Raw genomic sequence first — 13,101 nt, 5'->3', positions numbered from 1 at the left:
CTTATTCACTCCAAGTTGCGTTAAAACGATATCCAAGTCCACGTACTGTTTCAATAGAGTTCTCAATACCAAGCTCATTAAACTTTTTACGAAGACGCGTAATGTTTACGTTTAATGTATTTTCTTCAACGAAGCTCTCGTCATCCCAAAGCGCAGCTAATAAATCTTCACGGCTTGCTGTACGAGGGAATTTAGATAATAACATTTCAGCTAAAATAGCCTCTTTCTTCGTTAAAAGAACTTGTTCAGATCCGAAGTGAATTTCAGGACGTTCTGGGAATAGTTTTAAACCTTCTACTTCAACGATACGTTCAGAAATATTTGGTGCATAATCACCGTAAATACGACGTAATTGTCCTTTAATTTTCGCCATTACAACGTCGTAATGGAACGGTTTTGTAATGTAATCATCCGCACCGCTTTCAATTGCCATAATTTGTTCCATCTCACCAGCACGCGCTGAAATGAAAATAATTGGACAAGTAGATTCATGACGAATTTGACGGCACCAGTAGAAACCATCGAATTTCGGTAAGTTTACATCAAGTAAAACAAGATGTGGTTTCACAGCGTTAAACGATTCCATAATATCATCGAAATTCTCCGCTACCACAGCCTCATAACCGTACTTCTGAATGTGAGATTGCAGTAATGATGAAATATTTGGATCGTCTTCAACGATTAAAATTTTATACATATGTATATTCCTCCTCAAAAAAACAATTGTAGCTATAGTGTATCATGTGTTTCAAGTCTTTTCATTATGTTGAAAGATAAGCTAGTAAACAGTATAGGTTAAAAGTGAGAAAAGTAAAAAGGGCGCTGGATGAAATTGACAAATAACGGTAATCGGTTTAACATTTAGATAAATATCTAAATGTCTAATTATTGAAAGGAAGAAAGACATTGAATCAAGCATTCAAAGCATTAGCAGATCCAACAAGGCGAAAAATTTTAGACTTATTAAAAGAAGGTGATCTAACCGCTGGTGAGATTGCTGAACATTTCAATATGACAAAACCAAGTATTTCACACCACTTAAGCGCACTTAAAAATGCTGAACTTATTCAAGATGAAAAGAAAGGGCAATTCGTTGTGTACTCTTTAAACACAACGGTCTTTCAAGATTTGTTGACTTGGGTGTTTACATTTACGAATAAGGGGGAAGAGGGGAAATGAGGAAGCATCTTTTTGCAATCTTATTAATTGTTATAACTTGTTTAGCTTGGGCGTTTGCTTGGCCACATTTACCGGATACAATTGCAACGCATTGGAGCGGCGGTAAAGTAGATGGATATTCTTCTAAATTGTATGGAATGCTTTCTATGGTTGGAATTATGATTGTTTTATATATTTTTCTAAATGTGTTACCAAAGATTGATCCAAAGAAAGCGAACTACGAGAAGTTTTCTAAAGCTTTTATGATGATGAATAACGGGATATTACTGCTACTATTTGTAGGGAATATAGATATTATTACAAGTGGATTAGGATACAATTTATTCATTAATCGCGTGCCGGAATTATTAGTAGGTATTTTATTTATAGTCATCGGAAACTATTTACCACAATGTAAACCAAACTATTTTGTAGGTATAAAAACGCCGTGGACGTTAAGTAGCGAAGAAGTATGGAGAAAGACACACCGTTTTAGCGGAAAGGTGTTTGTTGCATTGGGGATCATTATGATTTTAAGTGTTTTTGCACCAGTAACGTGGAAATCTTTCGTAATGGTTGGAATTGTTATTGGTGCAGTAGGATTAACGATGGGATATTCATATATTGCTTATAAAAAAGAAATAGGGGCCTAATAAAAAATTATGGGGGAGAGAGGATGAAAAGACACGTATTACCATGGAGTTTAATTATTGGCATTGCAATTGGATGGTATATTGTATGGCCATATTTACCAGAACAAATTCCACGCCATTATAATGCAGCAGGAGTAGTAGATGGATATTTTTCTAAAATAGAAGCAAGTTCATTCTCGATAGGTAGTATGGTAGTGCTCTATATGATATGGCTAGTTTTTGGATTCATAAAAGATAAGTCTACACAGCAATCCAAAGTTCTTTCAGCGATTAATTATGCCATTCTCTTTATCGGATTTGGATGTAACATATTTGCACTATTAGCAGCGTCTAATTATATTGCATCGGGCTCAATTGCATTTAATTTTGGACTTGGAACATTGTTTCTTGTACTAGGTAATTACATGCAACAAACGAAGCCGAACGGGTTAGTAGGCATTCGAATGGACTGGACATTAGAAAATCCTGTAGTTTGGAGAAAAACACATAGATTTGCTTCGAGGGTATTTGTAATAGGTTCACTTTGTATATATGCCGGGGCTTTGCTTCCAGATCTATGGGGATTGGAATCATATTAATATGTATTATCGTATCAACAATAAAGTCATATAGTATTTATAAAGAAGAGTTGAAAATGTAAATAAAGCTGCTTTTCCTTTTAGGGAAGAGCAGCTTTGTTTTTTTATCACTTCTTCAAAACCGGTATCCAAATTTCACTTTTAAAGTTTGGAGAAGATATGTGTTTCTGTTCATTCCACAATACTTCCGGTCCTTCCGCTAGTTCATAGTTCGAAGAAGGGAACCATTCAGAATAAATACGCCCCCATACATTTTGTAGTGCATCAGGAAATGGACCGACAGCTTCAAATATAGCCCATGTTGAAGCTGCGACTTCAAGTTGCGCGAATTGCTCTGGACAATCCTTTGTTGTGGCTACTCCAATATAGTGATCAAGTTCTCCTTTTTCCTCCATTCTTCCTTCAGAAAAATTAGTAGAAGCACTAATAATTCCAGTAGGTTCAATGTTTGAAAGGGACTTTAATGTTTGAATAGACTCTGGGTTTAAACTTTTCCACATAGAAGCAATTTCTTCATTTACACCGTTAAAAACGATTGGTACTCGTTTTGTAATACCTATAATTCGAAAGGGCTCTTTTTCTTCAATTCGATAGTTCATTTCATTTCCTCCTTGAATGGATAATTGGAAGGTCATTGGTGAATAAGCCTTCAAAGAATGGCTACTATTTCGGGCCTCTGAAGGTGTTATACCGTGCAAGTTTTGAAATGCACGAGCGAATGAATCTGGTGAGTTGTATCCATATTTTATAGCGATATCAATGACTTTTACATTGTTGTTTTTTAGTTCAAAGGCAGCGAGAGTAAGACGTCTACAGCGAATATATTCTGATAGTGATATGCCAGCTAAAAAAGAAAACATTCTCTTGAAATGATATTCGGAGCAGTAAGCTATTTTTGTGACTTCTTTAAAATCAATTTCATGTGTAAGGTTGTTTTCGATATACTGCATTGCAGCATTCATATTTTTAAGTGAATCCATATTATGACCTCCTCTGTACATAGAATAGCAGGAACGGAATAGCTCCATCCGACATTTCGTGCACAACTTTGTAGGTGCATTTTTTACCTTACAAAATTGTAATGTTCCTGTAAGGAGAATGAATGGATGGTATGATATCCCAATGTTATAGTAACAAAGTACTTTAATTCATTACGTTAACTTTTTGATTTCTTTACTTATGTGCCTTACATAACTGTCATGTTTGTGTAAGAAACATCGATAGTGGCAAGAGTAGAGAGTGTATATAGTTGAAAATAGAGAATAGAAGAAATGAGGGATGTCGAGATGAAAACAGTATTAGAAGCAAAAAATATTGAAAAAGTATATGACACGGGTGGTAATAAATTTGCAGCGTTAAAAGGTATTAACTTACAAGTAAAAGAAGGTGAGTTCGTTGGAATTATGGGACCTTCTGGTTCTGGTAAGACGACTTTACTAAACGTTCTTTCTACAATTGATAATGCGACGAACGGTGAAATTTTAATTGATGGAAAAGATATTGTGAAAATGAATGATGATAAGTTAGCGTTATTCCGCCGTGATCATTTAGGCTTCATTTTCCAAGATTATAACTTATTAGATACGTTAACAGTGAAAGAGAATATCGCTTTACCACTTGCGTTATCAAAGGTGAAAGCGAGTGAGATTGATCGCCGCGTTCTTGAAATCTCAAAGAAATTTGGCATTGATCATATTTTAAGTCAGTTCCCATATCAAGTATCTGGTGGACAGAAGCAGCGCTGCGCAGCATCACGTGCAATCGTTACGAACCCAAGTATGATTTTCGGAGACGAGCCAACTGGAGCGCTTGATTCTAAATCTGCAACAGATTTACTTGAAAGTATGAAGTCATTAAATGAATATGATAACTCAACAATTTTAATGGTAACGCATGATGCATTTGCAGCAAGTTATTGTAAACGAGTTATTTTCATTAAAGATGGTGAACTATATAAAGAATTGCACCGTGGTGAATCAACGCGTAAACAGTTCTTCCAAAAAGTCGTTGACGTAATGTCTTCTATTTCTGGAGGTATGGCTGATGACCTTATCTAGCATTGCCCTCCGCAACATACAGCGGAACTTTAAAGACTACTTTGTATATTTCGCATCTATGATTTTTAGTATTGTTATTTATTTTACATTTAAAGCACTGCAATATAATTCACAAATGGAAAAAGCAGCAGAAGCTTCAAAAAAAATTAGCGGAGCGTTCCAAGTTTCCAGTGTGATGCTTATCATTTTCGTAGCAGTGTTCATTATATATTCGAACGGATTCTTTACACGTAAACGTAAAAAAGAAGTTGGCTTATATTCGTTATTAGGTATTCGTAAAAGACAAATTGGTAAAATGCTCTTTTATGAAAATATGTTAATGGGATTAATGTCATTAGTAATCGGGATTGCGATCGGTAGTGTCCTTTCGAAATTATTCCTTGAGTTATTAGTAAATATGATGGGATTAAATTTAAACGTTCATTTTGAAGTACCGATGGCTGCCATTATTGATACAGCAATTATTTTCTTTGTGATTATTTTATATACATCACTTCAAGGATATCGTTTAATTTATCGCTTTAAGTTAATTGAACTTTTCCGTGCAGAACGTGAAGGAGAAGCAATGCCAAAAGGATCTGTCATCATGGCATTAATTTCAGTTTTCTTAATCGGTTCAGGTTATTTTTTAGCGCTAATGTACATGAAAGCAGTTATGTATGCAGACTTTATGGTCGTTGCATTATATATTTTATTAGCGACAGTAGCAGGGACTTATTTACTGTTCATGTTCTTCACAGTATTTGTATTGAAACGTGCAAGAAATAATAAGTCAGCATTTTATAATGGTATGAATATGGTAACGACATCGCAGTTACTATATCGTATTAAAGGAAATGCGAAATCATTAGCGACAATCGCTATTTTAAGTGCAGTTACATTAACAGCGGTTGGTACGTCAGTTACGATGTATTACAACACATTTACGCAATCAAAAGTTGCTGCGCCGTATAGTTATTCCTATGAGAAAAAAGATGCAGCATTAGATAAAAAAGTAAATGAAATACTTGCTGGAGAGAAGAATAATCACCCAGTCACATATGAATCAGAAGTTGAAATGATTCCTGTGAAAGGAACATTTAAAGGTGAAAGAGCTGATCAAGTTCTGAACACACACTATAATGTTACGAATCAGTACCAGCTTATTTCTCAATCAAGCTTTAATAAACATGTGAAACATTTAGATGTAGAACCTGTAAATTTAAGTGCGAATGAAGCTTTCGTATATGATAGCTTATATATTGAGAAACTTGATTTTGGTCCTCTTTATACAGGAAATACAGCTGTATTCCCTGTTGGAAATGAGTCAAAAGAATTAAAAATTAAAGGTGTAAATAATAGAAGCCTTACAAATTTAAATGAACTATTTGTAATCGTTCCTGATAAAACATATGAGCAAGTGAAACAAGTAAACGAAACGCGTACTGTAAAAAATATTGATGTAAAAGGTGAGCGAAATAGTAAAGAGTTAACAGCAAAATTAGCAAGCATTATGCCAGCTGGAGAATCAGAAGTTTTAAAACCATTTAACGATTTCTATACAGGATTCCAAATGGGGCTTGAAACGACAGGCTTAATGATGTTTATTGGGTTATTCTTAGGATTAGTATTCCTATTAGCAACAGGCTCAATCATTTACTTTAAACAATTAACAGAAGCAAGTGCTGACCGTGATCGTTACATTGTCCTTCATAAAGTTGGTGTAACGAAGCAAGAAATGAAGAAAGCTATCGCAAAACAAGTAAGCTTTATCTTCGCTATTCCGTTAGTAATCGGTATTTTACACAGCTTATTTGCACTAAAAGGTTTATCAAATATATTACCATTTGAAATTATGATTCCGCTTCTCATTAGTATTGGAGTATACGGTGTCATCTATATTGGATATTACTTCTTAACGGTTCGTTCTTATTATAAGATCGTGAGTGCGAAGTAATAAGGGGCAGCTATCGCTACACGCGATAGCTGTTTTTTTTATTCTTCATAAAATCTTAAGAAACTTCCTCAATTTTTATTAAGAAACGATAGTTATACTTAGACACAAGTTAAAAACTATCGAACGAATGAGGAGAGGTTTACATGCAGCTCATTACATTTTTACATGAATTTATAAAGCATCCAAAACATACTGGTGCAATTGCGCCAAGTTCAAAAATATTAGCAAAGAAAATGGTCGATGTAATTGATTTTAATAAAGCGAAATGTATTGTAGAGTTAGGGCCTGGCACAGGGGTTTTTACGAAAGAGATTATGAAGAGAAAAAAGAAGGAAACAATATTTCTTCTTATTGAAATTAATGAAGTATTTTTCAAAGAATTAAAAAGAAAGTTTAAAGATGAGCAGAATGTCATTGTTGTACACGGTTCAGCTGAAAATATAAAGAAGTATATGGAGGAGCTCAATATAGAATGCATTGATTACGTTTTATCAGGGTTGCCTTTCACTTCTTTACCAGAAGAAGTTTCAAAGCGCATTTTAAATAATGCGATGGAAGCGATACATGAGAATGGTGAATTCATTACATTTCAATATTCACTTGTGAAAAAAGGGTTTATACAGCATTTCTTCCCTGAAATTACACTAGAAAAAGTATGGCTCAATTTCCCGCCAGCCTACGTCTTTAGTTGCAAAAAAGAACTAAGGAGAGCGTATGCATAATGGAATTACATGAATTATTATCCTATATCGAGCAATACGGTTATTGGGCATTATTTTTCTGTTTATGGTTAGGTATTATCGGTATGCCAATTCCAGATGAAATGATTGTTATGAGTGGTGGTTTCGTATCTTCAGTAGGTATATTAAGTGTTGTTCCTTCATTTGTATTAACATATTTAGGTGTTGTATCAGGGCTTTCTTTAGGATATATATTAGGGAAGGTATTTGGCACGAAGGTACTCCATAAATTGATGAAAAAGAAAAAAGCGAAGTATTTAATAAAATCACAAGAAATGGTTGATAAATACGGACAGTACGCGTTAGTTACAAGCTATTTCATACCAGTTGTAAGACATATCGTGCCGTATTTAGTTGGAATGAATAATATGTCATTTAAGACGTATGCTTTGTATTCTTATACGACAGGATTTGTTTGGACACTCGTTTACTTTGTGCTCGGTGCTTTATTTGGACAACATATTGAAAGTATTGTAGCGATCGCGATAGAATATGGCGTGTATTTTGGCGTGATTGTTTTTATAGTTACAGGTATTCTTTATTTATATAGACAAAAAAGAATCACACTGATGAGTAAATAGAAGTAAAGAAAGTTTCTTCCAGTATGAAGGACAAGATAGGATTATAAGTATAAAATTATCTTTATTTAATGGTAAAATATAGGTAAGTAGTTAAGGAAGGAAGAGCGTTGTGCTACTTATTTTTAGCCTTATCTTAATTGGAATTATGTGCAGTATGAAAATAGTATCCTTACACATGATAGAACGACAAAAGGTAGAGGAACGATATGTATATTGTCCAAAATGTGATACGAAAATTAGAAGAGGAAATTCAGCTCCTTTTTAAGTAAACATTAATCCACCTAGTTCTCTTTCGTTTGTTTATTAGCTAAAATGGAATATGGATAACAATAGTATGTAAACGAAAATAAATATAGATGTACATATGGAGTGCTATATTTGGAGATTTTAATCATAGTAGGATGCCTATTAATAGGAATTATTTTGATTAGTATAAGTAATTATCGATTTATAAAAGAATTAAAAGAAAAAAATTCAAAGAAAGAGAAATGGAAAGTAGTAGCTGGAAATTTGATAGAGTTATTTAGTGATCCATTGCATGGAGCGCCGTTCTATTTTTTAACTGGGGGTCTCTTTTTTGTAATCGGACTGTTGTTATTTCTTTCTATGGGAATGGGTTGGCTTGAAATTGATTAAGGCGTATTAACAAAGATATTTCATAGTTGTATTGCGAAGAGGAGAGAGCAAATGCCGGTTATAAGAGATATACAATTGAGTTTTCTAAAAGTAAAAGAGCATACCAGAAACATAGAGGCATTACAGTTAACATCTACAAGCAACTACGATGAAGACATCTCTTTTGGTAAAGAGACGAGCAGTATTACTTCTTTATATTGTCGACATATGCCAAAGTTAAGAATGGATTATGAGAAAGGGATTTTGATTCATTGTGTGGATGATATTTCATTACTCGATGAGTGGGAGAAGAAATATAGAATTTTCCCTGAATATATGAATGTTTTTGTGGAGTATGAGAGTGTGAAGGCTTTTCCATATTTATCAGATAGAGAGAAAAAAGAATTAGCCCTTCAAATCGTTCATGTTGAAATGAAACGTTTAGCTGTGAAATATGATTGGGATATAGAAGAGTTAGAAAAAGTGAAGAATAAGATACTAGAATTGAATTATAGAAACGAGTTCGTATATATAAAAAAGAGTAGTCCGAATAAAAAATACGTATGTAGTATAACATGTCAGCATGAAATGGCTTATGCTGACGTGTACTTAGAAATAAGAGAGTATAGAACGAGGCGGTTAATCAAAAAGGAAAAGCTTATCAAAGAAGATATGTATAAGATGTTTCATCATGTTAGTGAAGTGGCTTGGAAGTTAAACCATAAAGTACTGCTGATGAACGATAAAGGAAAAACTGTATGGATGTTAACCTTTTTAGAGAAAGATATCCCAGCTAATTTAGTTTGGAAGATTGAAAGAATAGATTGAAAATAGATGAGAAGTGGAGTGCATATGATGGAGACACAAATCGTTATTGGAGTACCTGGTTTATGGAAAGATAGAACAGAATTAATAAAAGAAGTTGTGAGTAAAAGTAACTATATATTAGCGGGAAATGTTATGCACCATAAGGAGAAAGAGATTGGCTTTGAAATTGATATATATAAACAAGACCCTTCTTTGAGAGAGGCTTTCTTCTATGCAGGTGGTGAGCGTTTTGATGAAGAATTGCTTCAGGAGTTGGAGAAGCATACTTATACAGTGTATGTTATTGCAAAAGTTGACGATACAGAGAGATTACAAGAAGTAATTGATGTAGGAATGGAACTTTTAAATGCAGGTGGACTTGCTTTAAAAGTTGAAACAGCAGGTGTGGCTTATTCGAAAGAAGAATGGCAAGAGCTTGCAGAGAATAAGGAAATATTCCCGATGTATTCGCACCTTGTAACTTTAGTTGGAGATGAAGAGGACGGTTACTATTCATGTGGAATGCAAGCATTTAATCTACCAGACGTTGTTTTAGACGGAGGGATAGATCCGGAAGTAGCTGTAGATTTATTAAATGATTTTAACCTACATAATATATTGGAAAAACCTAATTTGAAAGATGGAGATACAATTAGTTTCACAGAAGATGCTCCAGTGTATCTTTTATCTCATTATATAGATAATCGTTATGAACAAGAGGATCCATTTTATAACCAGTGTGGGGTATGGAAGTTAGAGAGTGCTTCGGCAAAGAAATCTATCTTTCAAAAATTGGGGAGTGTGCTAAAAGGATGGAAAAATACATAAAAGAACAGAGGGGTATATGTGATAAATATAAAGCGGAGTATGTAGAATCTCCGAATGACTTGAAATTAGGAATAGCGCAAAATGTGAAAGATGGTATCGCTCCGATTAATGGGTTACGAATGCCTATAGAAAATGGAACGACAGGTTGGTACATTTGGGCTGGTGAAGAAATGGGGACAGAAGAAGATTTCTTTCTTCCTTTACACGTTCAACATATTGATGAATGGGCACCTGAAATAAAGAAGTATTTAGGGTTACCACCTGGTTGGAGATTTTTAATTGCTGGAGATTACGAGGACGTGTGGTATGATCCGAATTTGTTTGATGAAGATTTAGAAGAGGATGCAGATGAATGGGAAGAAAATATGCTACAAGAGTATGGATGGTACATGCATAGCATATTAGCAGAAGATATTGATGGCATCCATGCTAATTATCATACGCATGGTCTAAGAGATAACTTTAATCATCAAGATTTACAAATAGCATTAAATATGGATCCTGAAGTCGCGCATAGTGTTTTTTGTACCATAATAGAAGAAATAAAGAGCGGAAAAAAGTTTGAACAAGGGATTGAGTATACGAATATTATTGAAGGATATCCCATTATTATGAAGTCTTTCGTAGAGATGGATCGAGAAGTTTTGAGGGTTTTATTACCTGATGAAAGAGGGATTCTTCCTACGAGTCCAGAGTGTGATAAATGTTATAAGACTCAATTGGATGATATTGAGGAGAGTTGATAAAAAAGAGCTTGAAACTATTCAAGCTCTTTTTTTATGACTATTTATGTCCTAAAATATGCTCAATCTCATGCAAACTTAATTTACTTGCCTTAGCAATCGTTTCAAGTGGTATACCAAGATCATACATATTTTTAATCATTTGAATTTTCCCCTGTTGAACTCCTTCTTTTCGACCTTGTTCAATGCCCTGTTCAATGCCTTTTTCAAGCCCTTTTTTAATTCCTTGTTCCATTCCTCTTTTTATTCCTTCTGTCTCTGCATGGGCGAATTTTGCTGTTTCATCCATTAAAACTTTCTCCCTTGCGTCATAGGCTTGCCGGAAAGAAGAATCTTGACTCATACGTTCCCATTTATTTATCGCTTTTTGTAAAATAGGATCTTCGTTCATAGCAATATCCTCCAATAGTTTAGTTAAGTGCTCATCCTCATTTGCTGAAAGCAATAAAAGCCAACGAACAAATGGATCTTTCCACGGATTTACTTTTTCTTCATGCCATTGTTCAGTTAACTTTGGAATTTCTATAATGTGGATTTCTATGTCTTCACTCAGGAGTTTTTGTTGTTGTGTATTCCATAATATGCTCGTTGTATGGAAGGCTGGGTGTTCCGAAAACATTACGAAGTTTAGTAAGTTTATGGTGATGGTTTTGTGAAGTGCACTGTAGGGCATCCCTTTTTGTAGTTGAGATGTGTATAGTCTTCCCCAATAATATAAACTGCGTTTAACCATATCGTGATTATTATTGAGTTGTATTTCTACATTAACTTTTGTTCCTGTGTCTAATGTCGCTGAAATGTCTAAAATAGATAACTTATCCTCTTCATATTCCCTGTGTAAATGTGGATCTTCTAGTTGTAGAGAAGCAATGGGCGACTCTAAAGACTCTTGTAACATAGCATTTAAAAATGCAATTAGAATATCTTCGCTACCATTCGTACCAAACAATTGTTTAAATGCAAAATCAATGCGTAAATTAACTAACTGTTGGTTGAACAAAGTTTGTCCTCTCCCTTATATGAAGGTGCTTCTTTCCTTCATTGTACATAAAAAGAACTAGAGTATGCAAACAAGCCATTCTTCTATTTTTTAGTAGTGTTATTAGAATGTCACAGTTAAGTATGGTTATGTTATACTCTAGTGAAATTAAAAAAATATTTTTGTTTATATCGAGGTGAAGATGCTACATATGCAAAAAGATATTTTAAAACTATTAGATAAAAAGCAAAGTAACTATGAATTTCCTGCATTTGATAATGAATATATGGATATTTCGCAAGTGAAATTCTCTCTTTTCTTTAACGATACTAAGGATTGGTTAATGGTGTTTCAACTTGTTGGTGTAGGTTCATTAGGTGTATGTAATGATATTCAAGTATATGGAGATAGAATTACTCATTCAATGGGTGATGATTGCATTTTACAATTAAATGATGGCAATTATGAGTTGTTTGATGATGAAGGTGAATTTATGCCGAATATTTATAACGGCAGTCTAAAAATTCGTGAGCATCATTTTGAATATGAATTTACAGAAGAGGATTATATAAATAATGGAATAGAAGTACAAACGACAGAGCATTATCCAACATACTTTATGCGTATGCTTGCTACTAATGAGGAAGCTCAAAAATTATTGTGGTGGGATAAAGGAGAAATTTTAGAAGAGTTCGGTTTAGAAGGCGACTGGGAAGTAGCGTATGAAACGGAAGAATGGAAACATGTTGAAGACGAAAAAGTAAGTGAAAATGAATTCTTCCAATCAGTAGCCTCTGCAATAGAGAAGAAAGATCCAAGTGTTATTGTGAATGAAAATGCTAATACGCATTGGAGAAATTGGGTAGAGTTTGATTGTGACTGAAAAGGATAGGAGAAAGAATAAAAAATGAAAAGAAGAAGAAAATCCGGAGAAAAAGTACAAATGCATCGTTTTGCACTACCTCTATGCTACGGAAGTGAAGCGCCATATTATTATTACGAGGTAGCGCCCCATGAAAGAGAGGGACGCTTCCATTTAACATCGGATCTTTGTGTAATGGATGATGAACATTATTTTATTAGAGGATGTTTAGAGATTCCTATCATTGATTACCACGAAAATTTCATATGGACTGTGTGGGTATCACTTAGTAAAGAAAGTTATGATGAAGTATTAGAAAAGTGGGATGAGAGAGGCCGAGAAAATAGTGATCCTTATTTTGGTTGGTTATCTGTAGAAATACCAGTTTATCCAGAAACATTAAATTTAAAAACAAATGTACATATAAGAGAAGTTGGAACGGCACCGTATGTTGAATTAGAGCCAACCGAGCATCCTTTAGCAATCGAACAAAGAAATGGAATTACTTTAGAGAGAGTTAAAGAAATACAAGAAATGATTCAACGACATAGCTAGATTAGAAGA

The 13,101-nt window shown here is 34.1% G+C and carries 15 protein-coding genes and 1 pseudogene; 13 read left to right on the top strand and 3 right to left on the bottom strand.

Going from position 1 to position 13,101, the window contains the following annotated elements; all coding sequences use genetic code 11:
- Position 1 precedes the first annotated feature (1 nt).
- Positions 2 to 697, bottom strand: a complete 696-nt coding sequence (locus ACW0JX_RS23580) for a response regulator transcription factor (RefSeq protein ID WP_000276738.1) — start codon at positions 695 to 697, stop codon at positions 2 to 4.
- 209 nt (positions 698 to 906) lie between these two features.
- Between ACW0JX_RS23580 and ACW0JX_RS23575 the strand changes: the two genes are divergently transcribed.
- The 3 genes and pseudogenes from ACW0JX_RS23575 to ACW0JX_RS23565 all read left to right on the top strand — a co-directional run bounded on the left by ACW0JX_RS23575 (position 907) and on the right by ACW0JX_RS23565 (position 2,451).
- Complete coding sequence (locus ACW0JX_RS23575) at positions 907 to 1,179, top strand: autorepressor SdpR family transcription factor (protein WP_001070531.1); 273 nt, start codon at positions 907 to 909, stop codon at positions 1,177 to 1,179.
- Complete coding sequence (locus ACW0JX_RS23570) at positions 1,176 to 1,811, top strand: SdpI family protein (RefSeq protein WP_459245118.1); 636 nt, start codon at positions 1,176 to 1,178, stop codon at positions 1,809 to 1,811. Before ACW0JX_RS23575 ends, ACW0JX_RS23570 begins: the two co-directional genes overlap by 4 nt.
- Positions 1,812 to 1,834: 23 nt before the next feature.
- Positions 1,835 to 2,451, top strand: a pseudogene (locus ACW0JX_RS23565) (SdpI family protein).
- Positions 2,452 to 2,496: 45 nt separating this feature from the next.
- On the opposite strand, the gene ACW0JX_RS23560 reads toward ACW0JX_RS23565, so the two are convergent.
- A complete protein-coding gene (locus ACW0JX_RS23560; protein ID WP_459245117.1) occupies positions 2,497 to 3,369 on the bottom strand; it encodes an AraC family transcriptional regulator in 873 nt (290 codons plus the stop codon).
- Between the two features lie 306 nt (positions 3,370 to 3,675).
- On the opposite strand from ACW0JX_RS23560, the gene ACW0JX_RS23555 reads away from it, so the two are divergent.
- From ACW0JX_RS23555 to ACW0JX_RS23520, 8 genes are all read left to right on the top strand, one after another.
- The gene (locus ACW0JX_RS23555; protein WP_000859656.1) at positions 3,676 to 4,446 is read left to right on the top strand and encodes an ABC transporter ATP-binding protein; all 771 of its coding nucleotides are present in this window, start codon (positions 3,676 to 3,678) and stop codon (positions 4,444 to 4,446) included.
- Positions 4,433 to 6,382: an ABC transporter permease gene (locus ACW0JX_RS23550; RefSeq protein WP_000176150.1), complete on the top strand. Its 1,950-nt coding sequence runs from the start codon at positions 4,433 to 4,435 to the stop codon at positions 6,380 to 6,382. The genes ACW0JX_RS23555 and ACW0JX_RS23550 overlap by 14 nt, the downstream gene beginning before the upstream one ends.
- A 143-nt stretch (positions 6,383 to 6,525) precedes the next feature.
- Positions 6,526 to 7,104: a class I SAM-dependent methyltransferase gene (locus ACW0JX_RS23545; RefSeq protein ID WP_001176064.1), complete on the top strand. Its 579-nt coding sequence runs from the start codon at positions 6,526 to 6,528 to the stop codon at positions 7,102 to 7,104.
- Positions 7,104 to 7,703, top strand: coding sequence for a DedA family protein (locus tag ACW0JX_RS23540; protein ID WP_000418941.1), 600 nt, complete (start codon positions 7,104 to 7,106; stop codon positions 7,701 to 7,703). Before ACW0JX_RS23545 ends, ACW0JX_RS23540 begins: the two co-directional genes overlap by 1 nt.
- Positions 7,704 to 8,081: 378 nt before the next feature.
- Positions 8,082 to 8,339: a hypothetical protein gene (locus ACW0JX_RS23535; RefSeq protein ID WP_182812193.1), complete on the top strand. Its 258-nt coding sequence runs from the start codon at positions 8,082 to 8,084 to the stop codon at positions 8,337 to 8,339.
- Between the two features lie 51 nt (positions 8,340 to 8,390).
- Entirely contained in the window at positions 8,391 to 9,146 is a 756-nt protein-coding gene (locus tag ACW0JX_RS23530; RefSeq protein ID WP_089171885.1) for a hypothetical protein, read from the top strand.
- A gap of 27 nt (positions 9,147 to 9,173) precedes the next feature.
- Positions 9,174 to 9,953, top strand: a complete 780-nt coding sequence (locus ACW0JX_RS23525; protein ID WP_459245116.1) for a DUF4261 domain-containing protein — start codon at positions 9,174 to 9,176, stop codon at positions 9,951 to 9,953.
- Positions 9,938 to 10,696 carry a DUF4262 domain-containing protein gene (locus tag ACW0JX_RS23520; RefSeq protein WP_459245115.1) on the top strand — a complete coding sequence of 253 codons (759 nt, stop codon included), beginning with the start codon at positions 9,938 to 9,940 and terminating at the stop codon, positions 10,694 to 10,696. Before ACW0JX_RS23525 ends, ACW0JX_RS23520 begins: the two co-directional genes overlap by 16 nt.
- Positions 10,697 to 10,736: 40 nt before the next feature.
- Here ACW0JX_RS23520 and ACW0JX_RS23515 read toward each other — a convergent pair whose 3' ends face one another.
- A complete protein-coding gene (locus ACW0JX_RS23515; RefSeq protein ID WP_459245114.1) occupies positions 10,737 to 11,696 on the bottom strand; it encodes an Rpn family recombination-promoting nuclease/putative transposase in 960 nt (319 codons plus the stop codon).
- 190 nt (positions 11,697 to 11,886) lie between these two features.
- Here ACW0JX_RS23515 and ACW0JX_RS23510 point away from each other — a divergent pair, with 190 nt between their 5' ends.
- Together ACW0JX_RS23510 and ACW0JX_RS23505 are read left to right on the top strand one after the other, a co-directional pair.
- Positions 11,887 to 12,558 (top strand): DUF7003 family protein, encoded by a 672-nt coding sequence (locus tag ACW0JX_RS23510; RefSeq protein ID WP_078401145.1) that lies wholly within the window; start codon positions 11,887 to 11,889, stop codon positions 12,556 to 12,558.
- A 24-nt stretch (positions 12,559 to 12,582) separates the two neighbouring features.
- Positions 12,583 to 13,092: a DUF2199 domain-containing protein gene (locus ACW0JX_RS23505; RefSeq protein ID WP_168410123.1), complete on the top strand. Its 510-nt coding sequence runs from the start codon at positions 12,583 to 12,585 to the stop codon at positions 13,090 to 13,092.
- Positions 13,093 to 13,101 lie beyond the last annotated feature (9 nt).

This window comes from Bacillus sp. C-3-6 (genome assembly GCF_054509685.1).
This window is presented reverse-complemented; position numbering and strand designations above follow the sequence as displayed.